This window comes from Pseudomonas peradeniyensis, from assembly GCF_014268935.2.
GTDB lineage: Bacteria > Pseudomonadota > Gammaproteobacteria > Pseudomonadales > Pseudomonadaceae > Aquipseudomonas > Aquipseudomonas peradeniyensis.
The window spans coordinates 84726-111387 of record NZ_JABWRJ020000004.1 but is presented as its reverse complement, the minus strand read 5'-3'; the positions used below and the strand labels follow the sequence as shown (position 1 = coordinate 111387).

Below are 26662 nucleotides of genomic sequence, written 5' to 3'. Positions count from 1 at the left end.
ACTCAATGACAGCGTCTTCAGCTGAAGCGTAGCACGTCTCTTCGAGTGCTTATTTAGCTTTGGCAGTCATGGGGGTTTATCTGTCCTTATTCTTGGAATAGTCATAATCGCAAATTGGAATAAATTTTTAGCCTGTCTACTTTCTCCATGGAAAAGTTTGCCGAACGTCAACTGTTGGGGGCTGAGCATAGATCACCCTTACCCTGGTGGCCTCCGAGGATGTCGTCATCATATTTTCTCCAGCACGGCTATACTCCAAAGCGCCTTGCGCCCGACCTCAAAAACTGCTCTGTGGTGTTGTTCCCGTCGTCTCAGCGCCGTTTATCTCAACCGTTCCTTCTAGTCAGGGACGGTATTTCTGTACGTCTGGTGCCCGGCATGGGCTGCAACCAATGCAGCATTGGGAACATGGAGCGCAGGAGGTAGAGTCATGGGCATGTTATTGGCACGTAACCAGAGTGGCGGTGAGGTAACTGAACTTCGCAAACAATTGGCCAGCGCGCTGGCCGACGACGAGGGGGGATTCCCCGGGCTTGCTGGAGGAAGTGAGTTCGACGCATTGACGGAATCGGCAGTCCGTCATTGGCAGTCGGGCATCGGCATAGTGGCAGATGGAATAGTCGGTCCTTACTGCCAGAGCCTGCTGGGTCTGCGTAAGCTCAAAGACCTGGCTATGGCGCTGGACGTGGATACGGTGAAGTTATTGTTCCCCGCAACCAAAGCGTCGAACATCCAACGCTACCTCCCCTATGTCGTCGCGGCCCTGGCAGCGACCGACCTGACTGACAGGTCGATGATACTGACTGCGTTGGGCACCATACGTGCAGAGACCGAAGGTTTCGTGCCCATCTCGGAGTTTCCCTCGAAATTTAATACCACCCCTGGCATGCCACCCTTCAGTGCCTACGAGGGCAGAAAGGACCTCGGCAACTCCAAGCCCGGTGAGGGTGCTAACTTCCGCGGCCGTGGTTTCGTACAATTGACCGGCCATCACAACTATTACATCTATTCAGAGCGCATTGGCCTGGATGTCGAAACGCAACCTGATCTTGCCAATGCTCCCGAGGTGGCAGCCGTCCTCCTGGCGACATTCCTTGCCGACCATGCGTCCGAGATTCGCAAGGCCCTGACCAGTGAGAACTATCGTGCAGCTCGCAAGGCAGTCAACAAGGGCGCCCACGGCCTTGAGCGTTTTATCGATGTCTTCAGACTTGCGAAGCTTATTCCCCAGCCGACTCGCGCCCGTCTGTTCAAGGGCGTCGTGGCGAAAAAGACAGCAGCGAAGCCAACGCCAGTTGCGCGTCAGCTTGATGCCAGCAAAGATCCGGTGGACTTGCGTGACCGCACCTACATGCCACCGCCTTCAAGCCTTCCTGATGCCTTCCCCCCGGACGATCTGATAAAGGAGTATCTGCCGGGTTACACCCAGTCAGGGTTGATCCTCGATCAGGGTCGGGAAGGTGCCTGCACCGGTTTCGGTCTTGCTTGTGTGGTCAATTACCTGCGTTGGCGCAAGAACAGCAACCTTAACGCTCTGGAGTCGGTCAGCCCGCGGATGCTTTACAACTATGCGCGACGCTACGATGAGTTCGCCGGCGAGGACTACGAGGGATCCAGTTGTCGTGGCGCCTTGAAGGGCTGGCAACACCACGGCGTGTGCCTGGAGTCCGACTGGCCCTACGATGACCAGGCAACCCAACCGCCGAAGTTCGGCTATGCAACCCGTGCAACCGACAACACATTGGGCGTCTACTATCGGATTGATATCACTTCCATCACAGATTTACAGGCCGCCATCTGCCAGGTCGGTGCGATCTATGTGTCAGCTTTCACTCACGAGGGCTGGAACCAGGTTGCAGAAACAAAGGGCAAGGTCAACACACATAGTGGCCTGCCTGCCATTGCGTTCGACGGCAGGCCATCGCAGAGCGGCGGCCACGCCTTTGCCCTCGTCGGGTTCAACGCTATCGGCTTCATCGTGCAGAACTCTTGGGGTATCACCTGGGGTGGGGGAGGATTCGCCTTGCTGAGCTATGCCGACTGGCTCGCCAATGGCATGGATGCATGGGTCACAGCCCTTGGTGTGCCGGGCGTGATGCTTGGTCAATTGGCCGCAGATCGCAGCAGGGCAATCACTGCGGCCACTGTCGACAGCTCCCAGTGGTGGGATGAACCCAAGGCCTATGATCACAGCGTGATCTTCGGAAACAACGGACGTATTGATCGTCACCTCACCCAGGACGAGTTGAACCGTTCACTGCAGTATCAGGCCTGCGGACTACCTGATCAGTGGTTTCGTTCCCAGCCGGACAAGACCAAGCGCCTAGTGCTCTACGCCCATGGCGGACTGAATGATCAGGCCACCGCCATCAAGCGTGCGAGGGCAATGGGACGCTATTTCCTGGGCAATGGCTGCTATCCGTTGTTCATCGTCTGGAAGACCGGTGTACTGGAATCCATCACGGACATCATCACCGATATGTTCCAGCGTGAACCATCCCGTGTCGGCGGTTTGCGCGAAAGTCTTCAGGACGGTGCCGACCTCCTCCTCGAGCGGGGAATTGGCCGGCCCTTCGCCCGGCCGATCTGGAGTGAGATGAAAGAAAACGCCATGTTCGCCAACCTGCCCACCCGCGGCGGCGACAAACTTGTGACTGCCCTGCAGAACCTGATCAGGACCTGGGGCGACCAACTGGAAATCCATCTGGTGGGGCACTCGGCTGGAGCGATCTTCCTTGGCCATGTCATCGACCTGCTCGCAGAACGTGGTCTCGAAATGAACGCCCGCTCGCTCCACCTCTACGCGCCAGCGTGCACGGTGCAGTTTGCCAATCGACACTTCGCTCCTCACGAGACGCTGATGCAGAACCTCTACCTGGACATACTTTCGGACCGCAATGAGCGCGACGACAGTATTGGTCCTTATGGCAAATCGCTGCTCTATCTGGTGTCCAACGCGCTGGAAGGTGACCTACGCACGCCGGTCCTTGGCCAGGCCAACGTGCTTGACCCCGATTACAAGGGATGGGACGGCTCCTCCAGCACAGGCGAGGCTCTTGGCAAATGGCGCCAGACCGTCCAGTTGGCGGGCCTGGCCAAGCGTAAACAGATCGAGATCCTCGACAAAACAGAGGTGTTCAGCTACCGATCGGACGGTCCCGACAATAGCTCCAATGTCACTATCAAACCGAACCATGGTTGCTTCGATAACAGCGTGGATGTAGTAAGCCGTACGCTCAAGCGCATAACCGGAATTGGGCCGAAGCAGGAACTCAAGTTGCCGGTGGATGATCTGCGGGGCTTCTGACAGGAAACCGAACATTCACGGTGCGGATCGTCTGTGGAAAGGGGAGCAGCCTTGTTGTCCGGTAACGAAATTCGCTTTGGTAGCGCAGCGTCACACTACGCTCGACTGAACCCACTTCGTTTACCGGACAGCCATAAACCATGATTTTCCTACCCGTCAGCTTAAGCGTTGTCCTTACTGGAGAGTATGATGGCAATACGACCTGATTCTGAAGACCCTGCCCTGAAAGCCGTCCAGATTGAAAAGCTGCGCGCCGAGACAGAGAAGCTCAGGGCAGAAAAAACAAAGCTCGAACAAGAGGCGGCAGCGGTACCCCGACAGAATAGGGGGGCCTACTGGTCTGAGGTTATCAAAATTTTAGGTGCAATCGTCCTGGGGATAGGTGGAGCGATCACTGCGGGTGGAAGCCTTTTTGTAGCGAAAGCTCAGGTAGAACTCGCTGAAACCAAGTCTTCGCAGGCGAGCGAAAAGGCCAGAGTGGCCGAGACTACTGCAGCCACCGCCAAAGCCGAGGCAGACTCAGCGGTCAAACTGCGTGATGAGGCTCGCAAGCAGGAAGCTGATGCCGCGAGGTCTGTTCAAGAGCTCAGAAATAGTCTTGCCGAGCTGACCTCGCAGGTTAAAAAGGAAAATCCAGCGTTGCTGAAACGCCGCTTGGTTTATATTCAGTTCCAAGGTGGTTTGAGTCGGTCACTTATCAACGAATTGAGGAAGAGCCTTGAAGCACAAAACTACTCCGCTCCAGGAGCAGAGCGGCTGGCAGGCGAATACAATCCGTTGGTTAAATATTTTCACCCGAAAGACGAACAGGACGCAGTCGCGCTGCTCAAGTCTACTGAAGCGTTCTTTTTATCAAAGGGATGTCCCATCCAACTTCGTGCGGTACAAGCACAAGCAGCAACCACTACCCCTTCACTTGAGCTTTGGCTTTCACACTCATGTAAGCAATAAGACCTGGTCCAGTCTCATATAGAGGCCCAGGGGGCGGAGAGCCTAACCATCAATAGTCAATGGCCTGCCGCAGAGCATCCGCTCTGGATCGAAAGCCGCCCTTCGTGAAGGGCAGGTAAGCGATCGGGAGCATGTGTGCTATTTAGCTGCTTAACCGCGCTCGACAAGCTTCGGGTAACCTCTCGGCCAGACGGTCATGTCGGATCGCCTTGCGGGGTCTATCGTTGCTCGTCTGGGCAACGACTACCGACCGAGGGCGGTGCCATGAACACGAGTGATCTGCTGGAACAGTTGCTTCGGGCCGGGCAGGGCTCGCAAGCGCAACAAGGGCGCGGCGGCATGTCAGCGCAGCGACCCGCAACTGCAGCAGTGGCTGGATGAGGAAGTCAGCAAGCCCCTCGATGCCGCCGAGGTGGCACAGTCGGCCCAGGACCCGGGCATGGCTGCGGAAATGTACCTGGCCAGTGTGATGCTGGTGGATGACCAGCAGGACGCGGAGCGGGCCTACCTTGATGAGTTGGCCAGTGCGTTGGGCATCGATCGGACGTTGCAGGTGCACCTGGAACAGCAGGCCAAGGGGGCCGCCTGACTGGTCTCCGTGGGCGATCTCGCGTACACACCAGCCAGCAGCTCAAGGGGCAGACTCCGCGCGCCTGTCCAGACCCGGCGCGCTAATTGACGATGAACAGGTCGCCTTCTACCCCCGTCGCACCCTGTTTACGCTGCTCGGCGGCGGCGTCGTAGACCACCAGCAGCACTGCGCCCGTTCCATCGCCCGGCTCGCACAGGCACAGACCCTCGGCATGGTCGTCGCCTTTTCCGAATGGCACCTCGAGTACCTTCTGCAACTGGTCCCTAAACACCACGCTTTCCTCGTCAGAGGCCAAGGCGCCACGCCAGCGGAACACCGTGACCGGGCCATCGAGGTCCAGGGTTGGGCCGGCCAGGATCAGCAGGTCGTCGCCCTGCCAGCACAGGTCCCGCACGCCCAGGCCTTCGAGGTCGAAGAAGTGCTTGCGGTAGGGCCGCCCATCCGAGCCGATCGGCTTGAGCAGCAGGGTGCCGGGCGAGTTGTCGTCCTGTTCGGGTTCAATCTCCAGCACCACCGCCCAGCCGCGCAACACGGGCCCGCGCAGCCCCAGCAACAGTCGTGGGCCATTAACCGCCAACCCCTCGATGTCGAACCCGTTGTCCTTGCCTGGGATGCGCAGGAAGTCGCGCAGATGTTCGTCTTCGGCGATTGCCGCAGTCAGCTCGTTACCGGTGTCGTCGCCGCGCAGCTGCGCCGCGCTCCGCCCGTCGCTGTCGACCTTGTCGGCCAGTGCATGGCGGTCGTCTTCTAACACCACGGGGATGCGGGCAAGCAGGTAACGATTGCCATCGGCCTCCACCGTCGCCAAGCGCTTGATGTTCTTGTGGGCGGGTTTTTTGGCGTCGGCCTTCTTGCGTTTCAGGCTATGGGAGCCTGTTAGCCACAGATATCCCTCGCGGGTGTCGTAGGCCAGCCCCTCGATATCGATCTCGGCGTCATCCTGTTTCACGGGCAGGTTCAGAAATTCCTGCAACGGGAAGACCCGGTGCTCGTTGCAGGTGATCGTTCCCGTGTCCGTTGCCTTGCCGATCTGCAGGCGCTCCAGGCTTGTGGTCTCGTCATTCGCCAACCACAGCGAGTCGCCTGTGCGCTCGACAGCCGACAGGCCGTCACGTAGCGACGGGGTCTCGAAGGTGAACAGTACGGTGCCCCATTTCGTGCTCATGAAGTTTGCCTCCTTATGCCGCTGGCGGCGTGGCATGCCTGCCACTCAGGGTAGTCGCTGCCTGATCGTGAGCGCACACACGTTGGTCGGACCAGCCGTCAAATTACAAATGGATCTTTGCGCATACGGCCAGTTTCCCTAGGCGGTGCTAGTGTATGAGTCAGAAGTTTGAGCGCTAAATAAAAAGGTAAACCTGTTGAAAGTTGCCGAACTGACGCTGAGTTGGCCGTGGATGCGTTTGCCCCGAAAAAACAGTTTTTCAGCACTCGGCGTTCACGTTGGGAAGCATCCTTGAGCAACAGCCTTGGAGGGCGCGCATGGTCCGTTACTGGATATTGACGCTATTGCTTCTGGTCTTCGATCTTCGCGTTGCATTCGCAGTCGCAGAGCCATCGGACACCGCATCGACGCCGACCTTCCAGTTCCTGGGAATAGGCGGTTATCTGATTCGCTGGCGTGGCGAGGCCCTGCTGATAGCGCCGCTGTTCAGCCATCCCTCGCCCTTCACGCTTTCAATGAAGCCGGACGAGGAGAAACTTTCCCGAAAGATGCCGGCGGCCGACGATGTGACCATGCTGCTGATCGGTCATGGCCATTACGATCATCTGCTCGATGTGCCCTGGATAATGCAGCACCGTGCGCCAAACGCAATCGCCTATGGCTCGGTCACGGTTGGGCGCATCCTGCGCGCGGTCATCGCGCCAGAACGCGTGGTCGATGCCCAGTGCAAGATGGCCAGGGTACAAGCGGACAAACCAGCGGAAAGGGGGGAGTGGATCGAATCCACCCGAAAGCATTTTCGCGCGATGCCGATTCAAAGCATGCATGCGCCGCATTTTGCCGGGTATACCTTGGCCAGTGGCAGTTATGACGCTGACCCCGACCTCACTGAGTTGCCATCTACAGCCTTGGGCTGGAAGCAAGGCCAGGTGCTGGCGTGGATGATTGACCTGCTGGATGACGCGGGCAAGACGGTTCTGCGGATTCACTATCTGGACTCGGCAAGCACTCCACCCTTCGGGTTGCCAGTGCTCGAGGACGACGGCAATGCTGTAGATGTTCAGATACTGGCAGTGAGCTCTTGGCAGAAGGTCGACAATTATCCGAGTGTGCTACTCGCCCGCACTCAGCCGCGGCTGGTGGTGCTTGGGCATTGGGAAAATTTTCTGGTCGATGATGCCAAGGGTGCTGAAGACCTGCCTTTGCAGGATATTGACGACATGATCAAGGTCACCTGCATGAGCGTGCCAGGTGCAAAGGTAATCAAACCTCAACCGCTTGACTTGATAAAGCTGACTTTGCGCAGTGATGCAACCGGGAGAGCGGCTAAAGAAGTAGCTGATTCAATGTCTAACCTGTGCGAGCCGTAAATGTTTATCCACTCTGTGAATCGGGGTAAGGCTCTCCAGTGTTACGGAATATTGATCCCTCATCCTCATTGCAAATCAGACAGTCAAGGAATCTGGTATGCCGTTTACGATCACCCAGAGCGGTTTCATCCGGCCACCGGCGCATGCTCGGCCATCAACTCGATTATCCAGTCGATAAACACCCGCACCTTGGCGCTGACATGGCGGTTCGGCGGGAAGGCCAGGTACATCGGCATTGGCGACATGTGCCAGTCTTCAAACAACGGCAGCAGCTCGCCGCTGATCAGGTGTGGTTTGGCCATGTACTGGGGCAGCCAGAGCATCCCCAGGCCAGCCAGGCCGGCGGCAAGGTACGCATTGCCGTCATCGACCGTCAGTTGCGGGCGGGCCTGGACCTCTATGCGCTCCTCGCCACGCTGCATCGCGTAGGGCAAGGTTTTGCCTGTATGAAACCAGAGAAAGCCGATGGTTTTGTGCTGGCCTTCCTCTAACTCACGGGGGTGCACCGGTGTCCCAAAGCGCTGCAAGTAGCCGGGCGTGGCATACATGCCGAGCTGCAAATCGCCCACATGCCTTGCCACCAGGGACTGATCAGTGATCTCGCCACCACGCACCACGCAGTCGACGTTTTCGCTAATGATGTCGACGATGCGATCGCTCACGCCCACGGTCAGCTGGATTTCTGGATAACGTGCAAAAAACTCTGGCAAGGCGGGTATGAGCAGCATTCGCGCCAGCGGGCTGGGTACATCCACTCGCAGCCGTCCGCGCGGTGTCATGGACGCGCTGGACAAGCTGGTCTCGGCGTCGTCCATGTCGACCAGTAGCCGGACCACGCGTTCGTAGTAGGCCGCGCCGTCGGCGGTGACATTGACCTTGCGTGTGGTGCGGTTGAGCAGGCGCACGCGCAGCCTCGCTTCCAGCTGCTGAATGAGCTGCGTCACAGTGGTCTTGCTCATGTGCAGGGTGGCGGCCGCCTTGGTGAAACTGCCGGTTTCCACCACTCGGGCAAACGCCTGCATTGCATCGAATCGGTCCATTCCACGCCTCGTTCGCACCTGGATTGTTTGGAGTATACAAACAGTCCTGACCAGAGCTGCCCGTTTATCCAGGTAGGTGGCCTTTTTATAGTGGTCTCACCGTAAACACCGGGCCGCGATGGCCCAGAACGAGGTAGGCAATGTCCAGTAAACGTGATGTCGTTTTCCCACCCGATCGCCATGCTTTGTACGAGCTGCACCGCTACTCGCCGGCGATTCGCTCCAACGGTTTTCTGTTCGTATCCGGTCAGGTCGGCAGCCGCAAGGATGGCTCGGCCGAGCCGGACCTCGCGGCGCAGGTTCGTCTGGCCTTCGCCAACCTCAACGCGATCCTGGCCGAGGCCGGCAGTAGTTTCGAGGATGTGGTTGATACGACCATCTTCATGGTCGATCCCGACTCGAAATTCGAAACCATCTGGGAGGTGGCGGCCGAGTATTGGGGCGAAGCGCCTTATCCCACGGTGACCGCTCTTGGCGTGACTTGGTTGTCCGGCTTCGATTTCGAGATCAAGGTGATCGCGAAACTGCCGCAATAGAGGCGGTCCAGCCCCAGCTTCCGACTCAAGTCGCAGGGAGCGTTCGTGCTATTTAGCTGCACTTGGTATGCCCCCGGTTACCCGTCGGCCAGACGGTAATGGCGGTTCGCCTTGAGGGGACTATCGTTGCTTGTCTGGGCGACGACTACCGACCGAGGGCGGTGCCATGAACACGAGTGATCTGCTGGAACAGTTGCTTCGGGCCGGGCAGGGTTCGCAAGCGCAACAAGGGCGCGGCGGCATGTCATCGCAAGACGGCCTGGGCGGTTTGGGCGGCTTGTTGGGAGGGCTGCTTGGCGGCGGCAGTACCGCAGGTGGCAGTGGTGGCCTTGGTGGTTTACTGGGCGGCATTTTGGGTGGCAGCGGTGGCAACGCTGGCGCTTCCGCTCAGGGGCGCTCTGCTGGTGGCGTTAATTACGCGGCGCTGGCGTCGTTGGGCATGATGGCGTTCCAGGCTTATCAAAGTTGGCAGCGTAGCCAGGCGGCCGCGCCGCAACAGGCCGTGCGTACCGTGGATCAATTGTCTGGCCCCGAGGCCGAGGATCACAGCCATGCGATTTTGCGCGCGCTGATTGCGGCAGCCAAGGCTGACGGTCGCATCGACCCGCAGGAAGAACAGTTGATCTACGCCGAAATCAAACGTCACACCAGCGACCCGCAACTGCAGCAATGGCTGGATGAGGAAGTCAGCAAGCCCCTCAATGCCGCCGAGGTGGCGCAGTCGGCCCAGGACCCGGGCATGGCTGCGGAAATGTACCTGGCCAGTGTGATGCTGGTAGATGACCAGCAGGATGCGGAGCGGGCCTACCTTGATGAGTTGGCCAGTGCGTTGAGGATCGATCCGACGTTGCAGGTGCATCTGGAGCAGCAGGCCAAGGGGGCCGCCTGATCGATCCGAAGTGGACATTGATCCAAGGCGCTGTTCTCAATGCAACCTGGTTGTTGGGCTGCGTGGGAGCGGGCTGGCCCCGCGATCACCGGCAACGCCGGTGCCATATGCCGCATCGCGGGGCAAGCCCGCTCCCACGTTGGTAAGGCTTGTAACGTTGTTCCCTGCACGGCTGCGTAGCCCGTAGGGCCCGGCGATCTCCTACAAGAGCCGGACCTGGGCTTCAGCCCACCTCCGTGAACCGTCGCCGCGTCACGAACAGAACCACGCCCAACGGCACGGCCAGGAGCGCCAGCAGCTCCAAATCAAAGCCCAGCAACTGCTGCTGGCCGACTTTGAAGATGCCGACCAGGCCCGCAGCCAACAGCGCCACGCCCAGCCACTTGCGTAAGGGGTATGGTTTCAGAAACTGAACGAGGAGTGCGCCCAGTACCAGAAGGATGGCAGCTTGCATGATGTAGGGCATATGCAGCTTCTCAGACCTGATGACCAAAAGTGGGGGGATTCTCTACAAGCTCTGGGTGAGATGTAAACCGTCTTTTTGGGGCCAGGGTAGACGGGCAGGGGAGAGCCCCGCGTCGCGTCCTACAGGGATTAATCAGATTTTCCCTATTTCGAGTAGTCCGTTTCCGAAGCATGCTTTGGCCGCTTTTATGCCCTCCAACAGAGGTCTAGTCTCGCTGGGTCGCTGCAAAAAGTAGCGGCCGGGTCTGCAAGCCTGAGCGGGACAACTAGATCAGCGCCACCCCTTGCCATTGGTCTCAAGCCATTGGCCGTGCGTTATGGTGGCTGCGTACGGGTGGCCTTCGGGTCAGCCGGGCTTACTCTAGTTGCCCCGGTCTTGCAGGCCCGTACGTAGCCGCCACCCTATCGCCTGCAAGCGATGGGCTGCGGTCCGATCAGTGCAACTAGAGAATTTCATCATGCTCAAGATTGTCCCGGATCCACCGCCATCTACCGAATCCCCCCATCTCCTCGAGGACACCCTCGTCCAGGCCTCCGAGTACGTTATGTGCGCACTGGCCGTCGCCCATCAGTCGTTCAGCCATCTGCCAAAATCACCGGCCACTCTGGTGATGCTGACGATGATGCACGAGCTTGATGCCACCCGCATGTTGCTGGAGTCGGCACTGGCTCAGCTCCAGATGAGTGCGCGGCCGACGTCATACACATTGCACTGACAGGGCTGCCACGATCCCCTAGGCGATCGTCTAGCCATGTGGGAGCGGCCTTGTGTCGCGAAAGGGCTGCGCAGCAGCCCCGGCGATTTTGATGGCGGCTCGGAACCTGGGGCCGCTGCGCGCCCCTTTCGCGACACAAGGCCGCTCCCACAGGGGCGAGCTAAATCAACGAGTTATGGCTTTTCCAAGAGAGAGGATTTCGCAAATGGACAACGAAACCCCTGCAGACCACGGCCAGCTCGGCTGGACCGTCGGCACCTGCACCTGCCTGGAAGGCGCCACCAAAGGTACGCGCCTGTTCCGTGTCGAGCCCGGCAACTGCGCAAGCCACGCCATGGAGCAGGCTTCCGTGCTGCTCGACAGCGCCCGCCGGGCGTCCTTCATTGGTGTGATGGACAACGAACCGGTGCTGGTCTGGGCATCGCATTACCTGAGCGATATGGCCAAGGCCTTGATGGATGATGCGCATATGGGGATATTGAAGAAGGTGTGAAACAGACCCCGGTGGCCTGGGTCGGACAGCCGCACCGATTCAGGTCACACTTGGACGGGCGCTTGAGCCGTGTGGCTGGATCACTGGGCGCTATCGAGGTCTTTCAATAAAGGTCTGGTATAGCGCTCTGACGGCTGTATGTGTTCCGAGTCCCCTGGACGATGGTATTCCCCGTCATCGAATGCCAGGTAGATGTCAAATGCCGGCTGTGGCATCTCCTCGTCCGTGCTCAGTTCGACAATGGCGGTGAATAGGCCATTCATGATGTTATCGCCAGCCTCATACGATATTGCCCCCGAAATGAATCGTCGGGCCGTTTCGATTGATAGGGCATTGAGCAGATCGGCAGATCGCAGGTCTGGGCTTCGGCAGTAAAGCGATAAATCGTCCAGGGTCACTGAGCGATCGTGCGCTGTACCTAGCAAGGTATCGATATCGGAGTGGGGGACCGGTGTGGGCATCAGCGACGTAGCCTAATGTATTTCAAGACCGGAAGTGCGGATCTCGAATCGCTTGCTGGTCAGGCTAGTCCCAGTACATTTCGATGTTTTCCTGCATTCTGAACTCATCCAGCATGCTGTGAAAATGCGACCTTTCAAAAGTCAGGCAGGGTATCGCGTCGAACCAGTCAACAGCAGGGGATTCGACAGTGATCAGGTCCCTTAGCAAACCAAATCGACTCCAGTGAACGGCATGCTCACGGGCGCATTGCTCAGCGACAATCACGGTGCAGGTAAGGTCCAGGTCATCCGAGCATACCAGCAAAGGCACCAAGGTCTTCCATCCTGGAGCCGTGGAATAGATCCGATCCCAGATCAACAAGGTGTCTTCATCACTGTGCAAACCGGAGTGGGCAGCTACAAGGTGGAGTTCGGCATCCGCATTCTGCCTGGGTAGCCAAACCTCAAGGGGTGATCCGTCAATCGCAAAGGTGGGGTAGTAGCCTTGGCTGTACTTGGACTTATGACTGGCAATGGATAGCCGGTTGAACATTCGGTTTCTCGCTCTGCTGAGGCCCACATAACTTACTGCTTTTGGCTATGAATGTCTGCCAAGGGTCGATCAGTGAGCAGGGCAGAGTCCGGCCAATGATTCGTTGGCGCGTCCTACATGGAGGAATCAGATTTTCCCTATTTCGAGTAGTCCATTTCCGAAGCATGCTTTGGCCACTGTTGCGCCCTCGAAGTGGCGGCTAGTCTCGCTGGGTCGTTGCCAAATCAACGACCGGGCCTGCAAGCCCGTCTGAACATCGAACTGTACTCACCTTCGAGTCGCTGGCGCTTTCCAGTGGTTGTGCTCAATGGTGGCTACGTGCGGTTGGCCCTCGGGCCGGCCGGGTTATCGCTCGATGTTCCCCGGACTTGCAGACCCGCACGTAGCCGCCACCCATCCTCCTGCAGGTGAATGGGTGTCTGGTTGATCATTCATGAACGTCGAGTATGAAGTCATGTTGAAGATCGTCCCGGATCCACCCCCGTCCACCGAATCCCCCCATCTCCTCGAGGACACCCTCGTTCAGGCCACCGAGTACGTCATGTGCGCACTGGCCGTCGCCCATCAGTCGTTCAGCCACCTGCCCAAATCACCGGCCACTCTGGTGATGCTGACGATGATGCACGAGCTTGATGCCACCCGCATGCTGCTGGAGTCGGCACTGGCTCAGCTACAGATGAGTGCGCGGCCGCCGTCGTACACATTGCACTGATAGAGCTGCCACAGGCCCCAGATGCCGCGCCGCAATCAAAATTGCCGGGGCCGCTGCGCAGCCCTTTCGCGGCGCAAGGTGCCGCTCCTACAGGGGCTAGCTAAATCAATGAGTTATGGCTTTTCCACGAGAGAGGATTTCGCAAATGGACAACGAAACCCCTGCAGACCACGGCCAGCTCGGCTGGACCGTCGGCAGTTGCACCTGTCTGGAAGGCGCCACCAAAGGTACACGCCTGTTCCGTGTGGAACCCGGCAACTGCGCAAACCACGCCATGGAGCAGGCTTCCGTGCTGCTCGACAGCGCCCGCCGGGCGTCCTTCATCGGTGTGATGGACAACGAACCGGTGCTGGTCTGGGCATCGCACTACCTGAGCGATATGGCCAAGGCATTGATGGATGATGCGCACATGGGGATGCTGAAAAGGGTGTGAAACGGGCAGGGGCGGTTTCGACTGCGCCGCCCCATCTTGCACCCGTCAGAAACTCCCTTTGAGCGTCACCATGAAGTTACGCGGCTCACCGTAGTAGTTGCCCCAGCCAGTAGCCCCCACAGTCGAGTAATAACGCTTGTCCAGCAGGTTGTTGCCATTCAACGCCAGGCTCCAGTGCTCGTCGAGGCGGTACTGCACGCGGCCGCTCCACAGGGTATAACCCGCCTGCTCGATGCTCAGGTTGCCCTGGCGGCGGAAGTTGTCGCTCTGGCTGGAAACCCCGGCACCGACCGTCCAGCGCTCAAGCGCGCCGTCCAGTTGGTAGTCGCCCCAGACCTTGAGCATGTGCCGCGGGATGAAGCTTGAGGTGAAATTGAGTTCGGTCGGGTCGGTCTGGTTGATGGTGCTCAGGTACTTGGTCTGGGTATAGGTGTAGCCCGCCAGCAGTTCCAGGCGCTCGATGGGCGAGCCGCTGACCTCGGCCTCGAAGCCCTGGGCGCGGACCTTGCCGCTGTCGGTGTAGCAGTACTGGTCGCCCGAGCCCATGCAGGTGGCGACGAAGTCCGTTTCGGCGCGATGCTCCTCGACTGTGCGGAACAGGTTGAAGGCGGTGTTCAGCGCGCCGCCGAACAGCTCACCCTTGATACCCAGCTCGTAGTTGGCGCCGGTCTTGGGTTGCAGGGCCTGGCCCTGGGCATTCACCAGGTTGCTCTGCGGCTGGAAGATGTCGGCGTAGCTGGCGTAGGCGGTCCATTCGTCATTGAGGTCATAGAGCACCGCGGCGAAGGGTGTGACCTGGCCGTTTTCCTGGCTGCGGTTGTGCACCCAGTAGTCCCAGGCCTGGGTGTAGGAATCGCTCTTGTTGCGGTACCAGCTCACCCGCGTACCGAGCACCAGCGTCAATGGCTCGGCCAGCTTCAGGCGCAGCGTGGCGTAGGTGCCGTACTGGGTGGTGGTGGAGTCGGTGGGTACGCTACCGCCGCGGCTGGGGGCGGTCAGGAACGCGTCCTTGGACGGGTGGGGGAAGGCCGGCGACGGATCGAACGGGTTCTGGGTACCGTCCAGGCCCATCAGTGCGAAGTAGTCGTGGGTCTGCTGGCGGCTGGCGTTGGCGCCGACGATCAGCTCGTGCTCGAGGCCGAACGCCTCGAACTTGCCGTCGAGGTAGCTATCGAAGCCGTAGTCGTCCTGGTCGTAGTCGAACCGCCCGGCATAGCGGCGGATCCCGGCGCTGCCGGCGCCCACCGGCACCGCGCCCTCGGCGTAGCCGTACTCGATGTTCTGGTTGTTGTGGGTGTAGACCGAGGCGAAGTTCAGCGTCCAGTCGTCGTTGAAGCGATGCTTGAGGTCGGCGAAGCCGGTGGTGCGCTGGCTTTGCTGGTCGTTCCAGCTGGCGCCCAGGCAGGTGGAGCGCGACAGCTTCAGGTCGCTGCCGTTGGCGTAGCGGGGCAGGCCGTGGTAGCAGGGCGAGGCGTCGACGTCTTCATAGGCAAGGCCCACGCCCAGGGTGGTGTCGGGCGTCACGTCCCAGTCGAGGGCGCCGTACAGCACCTGGTCCTGGCGCTTGGCGTTGTTGTAGAAGTACTGGCGGTCCTGCAGGGTCGCCACGGCGCGGCCGCGCACGCTGCCCGATTCGTTGAGCGGGCCGCCCATATCCACCTGGCCACGGTAGTTGTCCCAGGTGCCGGCAGACAGGGTCAGCGTGGTATGGGCCTTGTCCTGGCCGCGCTTGCGCACGAAGTTCACGCCACCGGCGGACGAGCCTGAGCCCTTCATCATGCCAGCGGCGCCCTTGAGGATCTCGACCCGGTCGTAGAAGGCCATGTCACTGGAGAAGCTGTTGGCCTGCACATAGTTGCCGCCCACATCCAGCGGCACGCCGTCGTACTGGTACTGGCCGTCGAGGTTGAAGCCGCGGGAGTAGAAGTACTTGCCGCCCATGGGCGAGTCGTAGACGGTGATACCGGGGGTCTTGTCGAGCACCTGTTCCAGGGTGTTGAGGTTCTGGTCGTCGAGCATCTTGCGGGTCATCACAGTGACCGACTGCGGCGTTTCCTTGAGGCTGTGCACACCTTTGCCGATGGTCACCGCGCGCGCTGCGTAGGACTGGGTGCCCTCGCTGGTGGCATCGAGGCGGTTGGCGTCGATGGTCAACGGCCCCAGTTCCATCGCCGCGCCGTTGTCGGCCGGGACCAGCACATAGCCGCCGTTGCCTTGGCGCTGGGCTTGCAGCCCGCTGCTGGCGAGCAGGCGCAGCAGGCCTTCCTCGATGGTGTAGCTGCCGTCGAGTCCGGCGGTGTTGAGGTGGCGGGTCTGCTCGGTGTCGAACGAGATCGTTACCCCCGCCTGCACGCCGAACTGGGTGATCGCATTGCCCAGGGGGCCGGCGGCGATATGGTAGGTGTTCTGGCTGCTCGCCATGGCATGGGCCGGCGCGAGCAGCGCGCAGGGCACGGTGGCGAGGGACAGGCCAAAGGCGAGCCGGCGGATGGCCAGGCGCAGGCGGGCGGTGGGGTGGGGAGCGGGCATTGGGTGATCCTTGCGTGTCATGGCGGAAAGTCGCTGTCGTCGCGGCTTGTGTCATGGACGGACGAGAATCGAAATCAGCAAGATTGCGGAAAACTTTTTTCGTTCAGGACTTAGGCAGGTTCCACGCTGACCCAGTAGCGGCTCAGGTAGCGCAGCTTCACCGGCAGGGATTTGGGCAGGTTCGCCAGGGCGATGTCGGTGTCGTCGATGCGGAACGAGCCGGAAATGCTCATGCCGCGAATGGCCGGGGCGCAGCGCAGCACCCCGCTTCGGTAGCGGCCCAGTTCGTCGATGAAGTCGCCCAGGCGCCAGTCGTTGACGCTGAGCATGCCCTGGACCCAGGCCGTCGAGTCGGCGGGCAGGGGCTGGGCGCGGGCCAACGTGTCGCGGTCGAAGCCGGCCTTTTGTCCGGCGTCCAGGCGCAGCACCTGGTCGAGGTGGTGCCGGGGGCGTATCTCGACGGCCGACTGCAACACGCCGACCCGTGTCTGCTCCGCCAGCTGACGCACACTGAACCGCGTACCCAGCGCCCGCACGCTGCCGTTGTCGGTGTGCACAATGAACGGGCGCCGGGCGGGGTCGCTGGCGGTACTGACCAGGATCTCGCCGCGATAGAGTTGGATCGCCCGTACTTGTGCATCGAAACGCACATCCAGCGCGGTGTCGACGTTCAGTTCCAACTGCGAGCCGTCCTCCAGGCGCAATGAGCGTCGCTCACCGCTGCCAGTGCGCTCCTGGGCGAGCAGGGCGCGGTAGGGCACCTGCTCGCTGGCCAGCCAGGTGCCGCCGCCGACGGCCAGCAGCATGCCCAGCACCTTGAGTACCTCGCGGCGCTGCGCCTGGGCCGCGCCCAAACCCGACAGCGCGGCCTGGCGTGGCACCATTGCCCATTGCCGCTGGAGCTTCTCCACCCGCGCCCAGGCTTCGGCATGCGCCGGGCTTGCGGCCAGCCACGTCTGCCAGGCCTGGGTCCGTGCAGTGTCGGCATCACCGTCATTGAGCTGCACGTACCAGGTCGCGGCCGCTTCGAGTGTCTTCATATCCATTGACCAGCCCTCAGCTCTCGACCACCAGCAGGCAGCGGGTCATGGCCCGGATCAGGTGGTTTTTCACCGTGGTGATCGAGACGTCGAAGCGTTCGGCGACCGCCGCATAGGTCAGCCCTTCCAGTTGCACCGCGAGGAAGATGTCGCGGGTCCTGGGGCCGAGCTCGTCTAGCATTGCATCGACCGATACCAGCATCTCGATGATCGACAGGCGAATCTCCGGCGACACCTCGACCGGTTCGGGTCGCAGGGCCAGGGCCTGCAGGTAGGCCTGCTCGATGGCGCGGCGGCGAACCTTGTCGATCAGCAGCGCGCGGGCGATGGCGCTGAGGTAGCTGCGCGGCTCACGGATGGGCGCCTGGTTGCGGGCGGTCATGACCCGCAGGAAGGTGTCGTGGGCCAGGTCGGACGCATCGGCGGCATTGCCCAGGCGCGCGCGCAACCAGCTTTTCAACCAGCCGTTGTTTTCGCTGTACAGCTGGTGCAGCGCCGAGCGGTCGAGCGTCGACATAGAGCGGGATCCATGATGTAAATGGTAATTGCTCGCATTGTCTCGGTGCGGCGGAGGGATTGCAAGGTCCACGGCTGCTGGCGTGCCGTGCGAGGCGCCTATCAATCGCTAGTGCGTACTAGATGACTGCCAGCGAATTCTGACGCACACTGCCGAAAAATCCGATGCCCATTGCCCCGCCTGCGCGGGGCACCCCTGGAGCACGCAATGGCGCGACAACTTCCAACAACAAACGCCAACGACCCGCTGCAGCAATCCCGCCTGGTCCGCCTGAAGCTGGCCAGTGAAGGCGAGCTGCCCTCCGGCATGCTGCGTGACGAGATCGACGCCTCCTGGCGCCGCAGCCTCGGTCACGGCCTGGACTGCCTGCAGGGCGAGCAGGTGGGCCTGGGCATCCGCCATGGCCTGGACCTGCGCGCGCTGCTGGAGCACAACCGGCTGCTGATCGACGCGGTCACCCCCGAACTGGACTACCTGGTCAAGCGCCAGGGCAAGAGCGGCATCGTCATCCTCGGCGATGCCCAGGCCAACGTGCTGGCCATCGAGGGCCAGAAGCAGACACTCGAGCGCGAGGGCCTGCGCGACCTGCACCCGGGCAGTTGCTGGAGCGAGGCCCTGCGTGGCACCAACGCCATCGGCACGGCGGTGGTCGAGGGTCAGCCGACCCTGATCAACTGCGGCGAGCACTATCTCGACCGGCTCAGCCCGTTCTCCTGCACCTCGGTGCCCCTGCGTGACCCGTGCGGCGAAGTGATCGGCGTGCTCGACGTGACCCGCGAAGGCGTCATGGCCCAGCCCCAGGACAGCCTTTCCACGCTGCTGCTGGCCGCCGGCAGTATCGAAAGCCGGTTGTTCGGGCTGTATCACCCCGAGCACCTGGTGCTGGCCTTCCACAGTCGGCCGCAGTACCTGGCCAGCGCCTGGCAGGGCCTATTGGCGCTGAGCTTGGAGGGCGAGGTGCTGGCGGCCAACGACAACGCCTGCCAGTTGCTGCAGATGCCGCGCCAGACACTGCTTGGGCGGCGCAGCAGCGACCTGCTGGGCGAGCGTTCGCCGGCATTCATCGCCCGCCTGTGGCAGGGCGGTGTCAGCAGCGTGCAGACCGCCAAGGGCGAATTCTTCTTCCGTGCCTTGCAACTGCCACGGCATGGCCGTATCAGTGGTCCGACGCCCGCCGCCAGGCCGGCCGAACCGGCCAAGCCCCAGGCCCTGGAGGCCCTGGCCGGTGGTGACCCACGCCTGGCACGAGCCCTGCGCATGGCCCGCCAGGGCCTGGCCAATGGCTTGCCGGTGCTGCTGTTGGGCGAAACCGGTACCGGCAAGGAAGTTGCCGCCCGTGCCCTGCACCAGGCTGGCCCGCGGGCCGACAAGCCGTTCGTGGCGGTCAACTGCGCGGCGATTCCCGAGGGCCTGATCGAGTCCGAGCTGTTCGGTTACCGTGAGGGTGCCTTCACCGGTTCGCGCCGCGGCGGCATGGTCGGACGGCTGATGCAGGCCCATGGCGGCACGCTGTTCCTCGACGAGATCGGCGACATGCCACTGGCCTTGCAGGCGCGCCTGTTGCGTGTCCTGCAGGAGCGCCGGGTGGCGCCGCTGGGCGCCGGCGACGAGCAGGACATCGACGTGGCGCTGATCTGCGCCACCCACCGTGATCTCAAGCGACTGGTCGCCGACCAGCAGTTTCGCGAAGACCTCTACTACCGGGTCAACGGCGTATCCCTGCGCCTGCCGGCACTGCGCGAGCGTGACGACTTGGCGACGCTCATCCAGGGCCTGCTGGACAAGTCCGGGGCCAGGGGCGTGAACCTCGATGCGCCATTGGTGGCGCTGCTGGAGAACTTCGACTGGCCGGGCAACATCCGCCAGCTGGAGATGGTGGTGCGTACCGCCCTGGCGATGCGCGAGGAGGGCGAGCAGGTGCTGACCCTTGACCATCTCACCGACTGCCTGCTCGACGAGCTGGCCAGCGGCGCCGCGCCGTCCGGCAGCCTGCGCGACAACGAACTGGAGCTGATCCGCGCCGCCCTGGCCCGCCATCAGGGCAATGTCTCGGCAGCGGCCGAGGCCCTGGGCATCAGTCGCGCGACGCTGTACCGCAAGCTCAAGCAGTTGCGTGGTTGAGCCATGGGCGGACTGTTTTCCCGGCTGATCGAATCCAGCGACCCGGTGCTGATGCGCCAGGCGCTGGCCTGGCTGTATGGCTTCGTGCGTCCACACCGTGGCGCCATCGGCGTGCTGCTGGCGCTGTCCCTGGGCGCCTCGCTGCTGGCCCTGGCGCAACCCTGGCTGGTCAAGACGCTGATCGACGAGGGGCTGCTGGCCAAGGACTACCAGACCCTCTGGCACATGGCGGCGATCATGATCGTCGCCGGCCTGCTCGGCACCGTGCTGGCCGGGGTCAACCGCTACCTGCACACCCGGCTGTCCGGGCGCATCCTGTTCGCCCTGCGTGACGACCTGTACCGCCACCTGCAACGGCTGTCGCCGACCTTCTACGGGCGGCGGCGCACCGGTGACATCCTGTCGCGGCTGGACGGCGATGTCGCCGAGATCCAGCGCTTTGCCGTGGACTCGCTGTTCTCGGCGGTGTCGGCGCTGATCGGCCTGGTCGGCGCGGTGGCCCTGATGCTGATGCTGTCCTGGCAGCTGTCGCTGCTGCTGGCGCTGCTGATTCCGCTCGAGGTGCTGTGGCTGCGCTGGATGCGGCGCAAGGTCGAGCGCGAGGTGCGCAGCCTGCGCGAGCGCTCGGCGGACGTATCGTCGTTTCTGGTCGAGACGCTGCCGGCGATGAAGTTCATCCAGGCCGCCGGCCAGCAGCAGCGCGAGGCTGACCGCCTCGACCGGCTGGGCCAGGGCTACATGGGGCAGTTGCTCAAGGTGCAGGTCACCGAGTTCTTCACCCAGGCGGTGCCCGGCACCCTGACCTCCTGGTGCCGGGCGTGCGCGTTCCTGGTCGGCGGCTGGTGGGTGATCCAGGGGACCTGGCAGCTGGGCGCGCTGATCGCGTTCTCCACCTACATGGGCATGGCCGTCGGTCCGGTGCAGAGCCTGCTGGGCCTGTACGTGGCGGTGCAGCGGATGGCCGTGAGCCTGGGGCGGGTGATGGAACTCAAGCGGGAGGCGGTCGCGGTGCGCGAGGCGGATGATCCCCGGCCCATGCCACAGGGGCCTGGCGAGCTGCGCCTGGACGCGGTGAGCTTCGCCCACGACGGGCGTCAGGGGAAGGTGCTGGACAAGGTCGATGCCTGCCTGCCGGCCGGGGCCAAGGTCGCCATCAGTGGCGCCTCCGGTGTCGGCAAGTCGACGCTGATCGACCTGTTGCAGCGCTTCTACGACCCCGATGGCGGACGCATCCTGCTCGATGGCGTCGACCTGCGCGAGCTCGACCTGCAGGCCCTGCGCCGACGCATTGCCGTGGTCAGCCAGGACATCGTGCTGTTTCGCGGCACCCTGGCGCAGAACCTGGCCTACAGCACGCCCCAGGCCAACCGTGACGACCTCGAGCGGGTGGTGCGCCTGACCCGCCTGGAGAGCCTGGTGCAGAGCCTGCCGCTGGGGCTCGATGGCCTGCTGGGCGAACGCGGTCAGCAGCTGTCCGGCGGGCAGAAGCAACGCATCGCCATCGCCCGGGCGCTGCTGCAGCAACCGGCGATCCTGGTGCTGGACGAAGCCACCTCGGCGGTGGATGAAGCCACCGAGCGCGAGGTGATCGCCGCCATCGACCAGCTGTTCGCCGGGCGCACGCGGATTCTCATCAGCCACCGCACCTCGACCCTCGCTGACACCGATCTGCACCTAGAACTTCTGGCCGGGCAGTTGCGCAGCAAGGAACCTGCCGACCATGACCGCTGAACCCTGGATTGGCGTAATCGACAGCGGCTGCTCACCGGAGCAGGCGGCCGGCCTGCTGGATGCGCGTCGCTTCTGGCTCGAAGAGGGCATGTTGCGCGAGGGCGACCCGCTGCCGGACGCCTTGGGCCATGGCAGCGCCGTACTGGCGAGGCTGCGCGCCGAGTCCGGCGCCCAGCCCGTGCTGCTGGCCCAGGTGTTCGCCGGGCAGGGCAGCACCAGTGCCTTGCAGGTGGCGGCTGGTCTGTTGTGGCTGGTGGAGGCCGGCGCGAGCGTGGTCAACCTGAGCCTGGGCCTGCGCCAGGACCGCCCGGTGCTGCGCCAGGCCTGTGCCGAGGCCGTGGCCGCCGGGGTGCTGCTGTGCGCCTCGAGCCCGGCGCGGGGCGAGCCGGTGTACCCGGCCAGCTACCCCGGGGTCATCCGCGTGACCGGCGATGCCCGCTGCGCTGCCGGGCAGTGGTCGTGGCTGGACACGGCCCAGGCCGACTTCGGCGCGGCGGTCGGCAGCGATGGCGGGGCAGGAGCCAGCCTGGCCTGCGCCGCATTCAGCGGCCGGGTGGCGGCCCTGCTGCGCGATGAGCCCGGCATGACCCGGGAGGCGCTGTTGCGGTGGCTGAAAACCCACGCTGCGTTCGCAGGCCCTGAGCGCAAGGGGCCGATCAATGCCTGAAGCAAGCATCCTGGTACTCGGCGCCGGACCTGCCGGCGCGGCCACGGCCCTGGGGCTGCGGCGGATGGGCTACCCCGTCACGGTGGTGTCCGACTGGCGCCGCTTCGCCGCGGTGGAAGGCGTGTCGCAGCGGGTGCTGGAGGGCCTGCGTCATGCAGGCCTGGGTGCCGCCCTGGCCGAGGCCACCACGCCGGCCACGCGCCAGGTGCACTGGAACGGCGAGCGGTTGCAACTGAACCAGGAATGCCTGCTCGATCGCCAGCGTTTCGACCAGGCCCTGCGCGACGACCTGCGTCGCGCTGGTGTCGAGCTGATCGAAGGGCGTGTGCGCGAGGTGGCGCGGGGGCAGGGGTACCGGTTACACCTGGACGACGGTCGCACCTTGCACGGTAACTTCCTGGTCGAGGCTCGTGGTCGCCAGGCCCCGTTGAGCGAAGGTCGCCTGCGCGGGCCGGAGACCGTCAGCCTGCTCAACCTCTGGCAGGCCGCGCCCGGCACGCCGGCCTCGGCGGTGGAGAGCCTGGACGACGGCTGGGCCTGGATGGCGCGACTGGCCGATGGCCGCTGCTACTGGCAGGTGACGCTGGATGCGACGGCGGCGCAGCTGCCGGGCAAGGCGGCCTTGCCCGAATACTGTGCCGAGCGTCGGCGTGGTTCGGCGCTGGTGGCGCAGCTGTTCGGCGAGCAGGCCTTCGCCCCCGCCCAGGTGCATGCGCGCAGCAGCACGGCGATTCTCGCCGGCAGCTGTGCGGGCCCGGACTGGCTGCGGGTCGGCGACGCCGCGATGGCGGTGGACCCGCTGTCGGGAAATGGCATCTTCCAGTCGTTGTCCTCGGCGCTGCAGGCGCCCGTGGTGATCAATACTCTGTTGCAGCGGCCCGGGCAGGCGGACTTGGCGCAGCGCTTCCATCAGGCGCGGGTCGAGCAGCTGTTTCTGCGTTTCGCCCGGATCGGCCGGGATTTCTACGCGCAGGAGGCACAGCGCGGTGAGCAGCCGTTCTGGGTCCGCCGCCGCAATTGGCCGGATGCCCAGCCGCTGCACGCTGCGGCGGACTGGCAGGCGGTGCGAGTGGAGCGACGCCCGGTGTTGCGTGATGGCTGGGTGGAAGAGGCCGAGGTGGTGGTGACGGCGGACCAGCCGCTGGGGGTGTGGCACCTGCAGGGTGTCGAGCTGGCGCCGGTGGTGCGTGGCGTACAGGCTGGCATCGGCCTGGAGCGCCTGGTGACACAGGCGCACCAGCCGATGGTTGCGCGCTGGTTGCGCGAGCAGGGTTTTTGCTGAAGATTCATCGCGGGGCAAGCCCGCTCCCACCGGTGCGACTTGACTCGGCACCGGTGGGAGCGGGCTTGCCCCGCGATAGGGTCTTTGACCTAGAAGAACGTCCCTACCACCAGCTGCAGATAGGTCCCGCTCTCCCGTCCACCCAACTGCACGCCGCCATCCTGCGCACTGCGCTGCGGGGTATAGAACCCCACCAGCGGGCTGATCAGCCAGTGCTCGTTGACCATCCACTCCACATACAGGTCCACCTCGCGCCCACCCAGGTTGCCCTGGTCGGTCTCGAGCGTGTCGAAGTCGAAGTACAGCGCCCCCACGGTCAGGCCCTCCCGCGGCGTGGCCTTGAGCGCCACATGGTGCACCTGGGTGTTGCTGTTGAAGGGGCCGGCGTAGTTGGCCGCCACCTCGCCCTGGAACCAGGTGCCGTAGCCACGGCTCAGGCCATAGAACAGCGGGTCGAAATGCTCCGAGAAGCGGCTGTAGCGGTAGGTGGCGGTGGGCGACCAGGGCAGTGCGGAGAAGGTCCAGTTGCCCTCCAGGTACCAGGCGTTCTCGCGTCCGCCGGTGCGGTCCTGGGTGACGTATTCGGCGGCCAGCTCGAGGTCCTTCACCCCCAGGTTGCCGCGCCCGCGCAGGCTCACCGTGTCCATGCCGTCGCGGTGTTCCAGGCCGAGGATCTCGGCGTAGCGGCGGTCGACATCCAGGCCGTGGATCCAGCTCAGGCCCACGGTGCCCGCGTCGGCGACATGTTCGAGGTTGGCCACCGCCATGGCGGTGTCGGCTTGGAACGGGTTGTCTGATTTGAGCCACATCAGGTCGCCACGCCAGCCTTGCTTGCCGCCCAGGCGCAGCACGGCGGTGCGGTCGAAGGCCTTGCGCGCCGCCAGGTAGTAGGCGCCGCCACGGTCGAAATCGGCGCCCAGGTCGACATTGCCGGCATTGACCGGGTCGCCCTGGATCAGGAAGCCGTCGCCGAGGGTGATGACCTGGCGACCGCCGGAGAGGTCGATGCCATCTTCGCCGAGGGCCGGGAACAGGTTGCCCGAGCGCCAGCCGAGGTAGGCGTCCTCGATACCGGTGCGACGTTCGTCACCGAGGGTGAAGCCGGCGGCGTCGCCATCGCCCCAGGTGGCCGAGCTGAGCAGGCTGAAGGCACCGTACAGCGTGCTGCTGTCGGCCAGAGCCTGGCTGGCGCTCAGGCCGTACTTGACGTAGCCCTCGCGCCAGTTGCTGCTGCCGGGCCGGCGGTTGCCGAACTGGTCGAAGCTCTCGTCGTTGTGGAAGATGCCGAACAGGGCTTCGAGGTTGGCGTCCAGGGTGGTGCCGGCGTTGTTGTAGAGTTCATGGGCCTGGGTGAGGGGAGAGGCCAGCAGCAGGGCCAATGTGCAGGCGAGTTTGTGCGTCATGGTGTGCTCCATGTTTTTATTGTGGTCTTGGTGTTTCTATCGCGGGGCAAGCCCGCTCCCACGACTTGAAGGCCATCTGTTGTGGGAGCGGGCTTTCAGGCTAGAGCTTGATCAACACCGACTTCAGCTCGGTGTAGTGCTCGATCGCCGCCGCGCCCATCTCGCGGCCGATGCCGGAGAGCTTGTAGCCGCCGAACGGCAGCGCCGGATCCAGCGCGCTGTGGCAGTTCACCCACACCGAGCCGGACTTGATCCGCGGGATCATCCGGTGCACCGCGGCGAGGTCGTTGGACCAGATGCTCGCGCCCAGCCCGTAGGGGTTGTCGTTGGCCATGCGCACCACCTCGTCGAGGTCATCGAACGGCATGGCCACCAGCACCGGGCCGAAGATTTCCTCTTGCACCAGGCGGTGGCGCTGGTCGACGTCGACGATCACCGTCGGCTTGACGAAGTAGCCCGGGCCGAAGCCTTCGCCGCCGCAGGCGATGGTCGCGCCCAGCTCGCGGCCCAGGTTGATGTAGCCGGTGACCCGGTCCTGCTGCTTGGCCGAGATCAGCGGCCCCATCTGCACGGCGGGGTCCAGGCCGTTGCCCAGTTTCATGGCGTTGGCGATGCCGGCGATATCGGCCACCACGTTGTCGAAGTGCTTGCGGTGCACGTACAGCCGGGAGCCGGCGCAGCACACCTGGCCCTGGTTGAAGAAGATCGCCGTGGCGGCGCCGGCGGCGGCTTCCTGCAGGTTGGCGTCGGGCAGGACGATGGTCGGCGACTTACCGCCCAGCTCCAGGGTGACGCGGGTCATGTTGTCCATGGCGGCCTTGCCGATCAGCTTGCCGACCTCGGTGGAGCCGGTGAAGGTCAGCTTGTCCACGCCCGGGTGGCGGCTCAGGGCGGCGCCGGCGTTCAGCCCGGTGCCGGTGATCACGTTGAACACGCCGTCCGGGTAACCGGCCTCGCTCACCAGCTCGGCGAGCTTCAGGGCGGTCAGCGGGGTTTCGTCGGCAGGCTTGAGGACCACGGTGCAGCCGGTGGCCAGGGCCGGACCGAGCTTCCAGCAGGCCAGCAGCAGCGGAAAGTTCCAGGCGACGATGGCGCCGACCACGCCGACCGCTTCGCGGCGGATGAAGCCGTGGAACTCATCGTCGGGCATCAGCGGCAGCGAGGGCTCGACCGTGCTGCCTTCGAGCTTGGTGGCCCAGCCGGCCATGTAGCGCAAAAAATCGATGGCCAGCTGCACGTCCATCACCTGGGCCACGGCGGCGCTCTTGCCGTTGTTCAGGCATTCCAGCTCGGCCAGCTCCCGGGCATCGCGCTGCATCAGCTCGGCCAGGCGCCACAGCAGGTTCTGCCGTTCACGCGGGCGTGTGCGGCTCCAGGCCGAATTGTCGAAGGCCTGGCGCGCGGCCTGCACGGCGCGGTCCACGTCCTGGGCCTCGGCCGCGGGTACCTCGCCAAGGACTTCGCCGGTGGCCGGGTTGCGAAAGCTCATGGTGCGACCGCTGGCGGCGTCCTGCCAGTCGGCGCCGATGCGCATCCTGAGCTTGCGTGCGAGGAAGTCGCGTGTGGCGGTGAGGATCGGCAGTTCGGAATACATGGGGCGGTGCCTCTTGTCAGGGTTGTGACCAGGGCTGGGGCAATGGGCGTGCCAAAGGACTCTGATGCCGGGCAAGGCCCGGCTAGCGGTGGCTTTACCGGATTGGGAGTGGAAAG

Annotated in this window: 23 protein-coding genes and 1 pseudogene; 14 read left to right on the top strand and 10 right to left on the bottom strand. The window is 63.3% G+C overall.

Features of this window, described 5'->3' with window-relative positions; translation table 11 throughout:
- The first annotated feature begins 430 nt into the window (after positions 1-430).
- From HU751_RS20840 to HU751_RS20830, 3 genes and pseudogenes are all read left to right on the top strand, one after another.
- On the top strand, positions 431-3307 hold the full coding sequence (locus HU751_RS20840) for a C1 family peptidase (RefSeq protein WP_186732310.1): 2877 nt from the start codon (positions 431-433) through the stop codon (positions 3305-3307).
- 189 nt (positions 3308-3496) lie between these two features.
- A complete protein-coding gene (locus tag HU751_RS20835) occupies positions 3497-4258 on the top strand; it encodes a hypothetical protein (protein ID WP_186732311.1) in 762 nt (253 codons plus the stop codon).
- 352 nt (positions 4259-4610) lie between these two features.
- Positions 4611-4847: pseudogene (locus HU751_RS20830) on the top strand (DUF533 domain-containing protein); the annotation flags it as partial.
- Between the two features lie 82 nt (positions 4848-4929).
- Here HU751_RS20830 and HU751_RS20825 read toward each other — a convergent pair.
- A complete protein-coding gene (locus HU751_RS20825; RefSeq protein ID WP_186732312.1) occupies positions 4930-6015 on the bottom strand; it encodes a DUF3616 domain-containing protein in 1086 nt (361 codons plus the stop codon).
- Between the two features lie 317 nt (positions 6016-6332).
- Between HU751_RS20825 and HU751_RS20820 the strand changes: the two genes are divergently transcribed.
- Positions 6333-7385, top strand: coding sequence for an MBL fold metallo-hydrolase (locus HU751_RS20820; protein WP_186732313.1), 1053 nt, complete (start codon positions 6333-6335; stop codon positions 7383-7385).
- Between the two features lie 125 nt (positions 7386-7510).
- Here the strand turns inward: HU751_RS20820 and HU751_RS20815 are convergent, their stop codons facing one another.
- Positions 7511-8425 (bottom strand): LysR family transcriptional regulator, encoded by a 915-nt coding sequence (locus HU751_RS20815; RefSeq protein ID WP_186732314.1) that lies wholly within the window; start codon positions 8423-8425, stop codon positions 7511-7513.
- A 140-nt stretch (positions 8426-8565) separates the two neighbouring features.
- On the opposite strand from HU751_RS20815, the gene HU751_RS20810 reads away from it, so the two are divergent.
- Both HU751_RS20810 and HU751_RS20805 read left to right on the top strand, forming a co-directional pair.
- Positions 8566-8961 carry a RidA family protein gene (locus HU751_RS20810; protein ID WP_110737717.1) on the top strand — a complete coding sequence of 132 codons (396 nt, stop codon included), beginning with the start codon at positions 8566-8568 and terminating at the stop codon, positions 8959-8961.
- Between the two features lie 166 nt (positions 8962-9127).
- A complete protein-coding gene (locus HU751_RS20805; RefSeq protein ID WP_186732315.1) occupies positions 9128-9850 on the top strand; it encodes a tellurite resistance TerB family protein in 723 nt (240 codons plus the stop codon).
- 223 nt (positions 9851-10073) lie between these two features.
- Here the strand turns inward: HU751_RS20805 and HU751_RS20800 are convergent, their stop codons facing one another.
- The gene (locus HU751_RS20800) at positions 10074-10316 is read right to left on the bottom strand and encodes a hypothetical protein (protein ID WP_186732316.1); all 243 of its coding nucleotides are present in this window, start codon (positions 10314-10316) and stop codon (positions 10074-10076) included.
- A gap of 457 nt (positions 10317-10773) precedes the next feature.
- Here HU751_RS20800 and HU751_RS20795 point away from each other — a divergent pair, with 457 nt between their 5' ends.
- Together HU751_RS20795 and HU751_RS20790 are read left to right on the top strand one after the other, a co-directional pair.
- Entirely contained in the window at positions 10774-11031 is a 258-nt protein-coding gene (locus HU751_RS20795) for a hypothetical protein (protein ID WP_186732317.1), read from the top strand.
- Between the two features lie 205 nt (positions 11032-11236).
- Complete coding sequence (locus HU751_RS20790) at positions 11237-11524, top strand: DUF3077 domain-containing protein (protein WP_186732318.1); 288 nt, start codon at positions 11237-11239, stop codon at positions 11522-11524.
- A gap of 80 nt (positions 11525-11604) precedes the next feature.
- Here HU751_RS20790 and HU751_RS20785 read toward each other — a convergent pair whose 3' ends face one another.
- Together HU751_RS20785 and HU751_RS26895 are read right to left on the bottom strand one after the other, a co-directional pair.
- Positions 11605-11922, bottom strand: a complete 318-nt coding sequence (locus HU751_RS20785) for a hypothetical protein (RefSeq protein ID WP_186732319.1) — start codon at positions 11920-11922, stop codon at positions 11605-11607.
- 127 nt (positions 11923-12049) lie between these two features.
- The gene (locus HU751_RS26895) at positions 12050-12517 is read right to left on the bottom strand and encodes a hypothetical protein (RefSeq protein ID WP_225933363.1); all 468 of its coding nucleotides are present in this window, start codon (positions 12515-12517) and stop codon (positions 12050-12052) included.
- 454 nt (positions 12518-12971) lie between these two features.
- On the opposite strand from HU751_RS26895, the gene HU751_RS20775 reads away from it, so the two are divergent.
- Complete coding sequence (locus tag HU751_RS20775; RefSeq protein ID WP_186732379.1) at positions 12972-13229, top strand: hypothetical protein; 258 nt, start codon at positions 12972-12974, stop codon at positions 13227-13229.
- A 145-nt stretch (positions 13230-13374) separates the two neighbouring features.
- A complete protein-coding gene (locus tag HU751_RS20770) occupies positions 13375-13662 on the top strand; it encodes a DUF3077 domain-containing protein (RefSeq protein ID WP_186732320.1) in 288 nt (95 codons plus the stop codon).
- Positions 13663-13707: 45 nt separating this feature from the next.
- Here HU751_RS20770 and HU751_RS20765 read toward each other — a convergent pair whose 3' ends face one another.
- From HU751_RS20765 to HU751_RS20755, 3 genes are all read right to left on the bottom strand, one after another.
- Positions 13708-16191, bottom strand: coding sequence for a TonB-dependent siderophore receptor (locus HU751_RS20765; RefSeq protein WP_186732321.1), 2484 nt, complete (start codon positions 16189-16191; stop codon positions 13708-13710).
- A 110-nt stretch (positions 16192-16301) separates the two neighbouring features.
- On the bottom strand, positions 16302-17237 hold the full coding sequence (locus HU751_RS20760) for a FecR domain-containing protein (protein WP_186732322.1): 936 nt from the start codon (positions 17235-17237) through the stop codon (positions 16302-16304).
- A gap of 10 nt (positions 17238-17247) precedes the next feature.
- Positions 17248-17748 carry a sigma-70 family RNA polymerase sigma factor gene (locus HU751_RS20755; protein ID WP_110737734.1) on the bottom strand — a complete coding sequence of 167 codons (501 nt, stop codon included), beginning with the start codon at positions 17746-17748 and terminating at the stop codon, positions 17248-17250.
- Positions 17749-17955: 207 nt separating this feature from the next.
- Between HU751_RS20755 and HU751_RS20750 the strand changes: the two genes are divergently transcribed.
- The 4 genes from HU751_RS20750 to qhpG are packed head-to-tail and all read left to right on the top strand — an operon-like array spanning position 17956 to position 23549.
- The gene (locus HU751_RS20750; protein WP_186732323.1) at positions 17956-19869 is read left to right on the top strand and encodes a sigma-54-dependent Fis family transcriptional regulator; all 1914 of its coding nucleotides are present in this window, start codon (positions 17956-17958) and stop codon (positions 19867-19869) included.
- Positions 19870-19872: 3 nt separating this feature from the next.
- Entirely contained in the window at positions 19873-21600 is a 1728-nt protein-coding gene (locus HU751_RS20745) for an ABC transporter ATP-binding protein (RefSeq protein ID WP_186732324.1), read from the top strand.
- On the top strand, positions 21590-22267 hold the full coding sequence (gene qhpE / locus HU751_RS20740) for a subtilisin-like serine protease QhpE (RefSeq protein WP_186732325.1): 678 nt from the start codon (positions 21590-21592) through the stop codon (positions 22265-22267). The genes HU751_RS20745 and qhpE overlap by 11 nt, the downstream gene beginning before the upstream one ends.
- On the top strand, positions 22260-23549 hold the full coding sequence (qhpG, locus tag HU751_RS20735) for a flavin-dependent monooxygenase QhpG (RefSeq protein ID WP_186732326.1): 1290 nt from the start codon (positions 22260-22262) through the stop codon (positions 23547-23549). The genes qhpE and qhpG overlap by 8 nt, the downstream gene beginning before the upstream one ends.
- Positions 23550-23638: 89 nt before the next feature.
- Here qhpG and HU751_RS20730 read toward each other — a convergent pair whose 3' ends face one another.
- Together HU751_RS20730 and HU751_RS20725 are read right to left on the bottom strand one after the other, a co-directional pair.
- Entirely contained in the window at positions 23639-24952 is a 1314-nt protein-coding gene (locus tag HU751_RS20730; RefSeq protein ID WP_186732327.1) for an alginate export family protein, read from the bottom strand.
- A gap of 100 nt (positions 24953-25052) precedes the next feature.
- Positions 25053-26546 carry an aldehyde dehydrogenase family protein gene (locus tag HU751_RS20725; protein WP_186732328.1) on the bottom strand — a complete coding sequence of 498 codons (1494 nt, stop codon included), beginning with the start codon at positions 26544-26546 and terminating at the stop codon, positions 25053-25055.
- Positions 26547-26662: the final 116 nt, after the last annotated feature.

Coding starts and splice junctions, on each gene's coding strand:
- HU751_RS20840 (WP_186732310.1), top strand. CDS start 431: ATGGGCATGTTATTGGCACGTAACCAGAGTGGCGGTGAGGTAACTGAA.
- HU751_RS20835 (WP_186732311.1), top strand. CDS start 3,497: ATGGCAATACGACCTGATTCTGAAGACCCTGCCCTGAAAGCCGTCCAG.
- HU751_RS20825 (WP_186732312.1), bottom strand. CDS start 6,015: ATGAGCACGAAATGGGGCACCGTACTGTTCACCTTCGAGACCCCGTCG.
- HU751_RS20820 (WP_186732313.1), top strand. CDS start 6,333: ATGGTCCGTTACTGGATATTGACGCTATTGCTTCTGGTCTTCGATCTT.
- HU751_RS20815 (WP_186732314.1), bottom strand. CDS start 8,425: ATGGACCGATTCGATGCAATGCAGGCGTTTGCCCGAGTGGTGGAAACC.
- HU751_RS20810 (WP_110737717.1), top strand. CDS start 8,566: ATGTCCAGTAAACGTGATGTCGTTTTCCCACCCGATCGCCATGCTTTG.
- HU751_RS20805 (WP_186732315.1), top strand. CDS start 9,128: ATGAACACGAGTGATCTGCTGGAACAGTTGCTTCGGGCCGGGCAGGGT.
- HU751_RS20800 (WP_186732316.1), bottom strand. CDS start 10,316: ATGCCCTACATCATGCAAGCTGCCATCCTTCTGGTACTGGGCGCACTC.
- HU751_RS20795 (WP_186732317.1), top strand. CDS start 10,774: ATGCTCAAGATTGTCCCGGATCCACCGCCATCTACCGAATCCCCCCAT.
- HU751_RS20790 (WP_186732318.1), top strand. CDS start 11,237: ATGGACAACGAAACCCCTGCAGACCACGGCCAGCTCGGCTGGACCGTC.
- HU751_RS26895 (WP_225933363.1), bottom strand. CDS start 12,517: ATGTTCAACCGGCTATCCATTGCCAGTCATAAGTCCAAGTACAGCCAA.
- HU751_RS20775 (WP_186732379.1), top strand. CDS start 12,972: ATGTTGAAGATCGTCCCGGATCCACCCCCGTCCACCGAATCCCCCCAT.
- HU751_RS20770 (WP_186732320.1), top strand. CDS start 13,375: ATGGACAACGAAACCCCTGCAGACCACGGCCAGCTCGGCTGGACCGTC.
- HU751_RS20765 (WP_186732321.1), bottom strand. CDS start 16,191: ATGCCCGCTCCCCACCCCACCGCCCGCCTGCGCCTGGCCATCCGCCGG.
- HU751_RS20760 (WP_186732322.1), bottom strand. CDS start 17,237: ATGGATATGAAGACACTCGAAGCGGCCGCGACCTGGTACGTGCAGCTC.
- HU751_RS20755 (WP_110737734.1), bottom strand. CDS start 17,748: ATGTCGACGCTCGACCGCTCGGCGCTGCACCAGCTGTACAGCGAAAAC.
- HU751_RS20750 (WP_186732323.1), top strand. CDS start 17,956: ATGGCGCGACAACTTCCAACAACAAACGCCAACGACCCGCTGCAGCAA.
- HU751_RS20745 (WP_186732324.1), top strand. CDS start 19,873: ATGGGCGGACTGTTTTCCCGGCTGATCGAATCCAGCGACCCGGTGCTG.
- qhpE (WP_186732325.1), top strand. CDS start 21,590: ATGACCGCTGAACCCTGGATTGGCGTAATCGACAGCGGCTGCTCACCG.
- qhpG (WP_186732326.1), top strand. CDS start 22,260: ATGCCTGAAGCAAGCATCCTGGTACTCGGCGCCGGACCTGCCGGCGCG.
- HU751_RS20730 (WP_186732327.1), bottom strand. CDS start 24,952: ATGACGCACAAACTCGCCTGCACATTGGCCCTGCTGCTGGCCTCTCCC.
- HU751_RS20725 (WP_186732328.1), bottom strand. CDS start 26,546: ATGTATTCCGAACTGCCGATCCTCACCGCCACACGCGACTTCCTCGCA.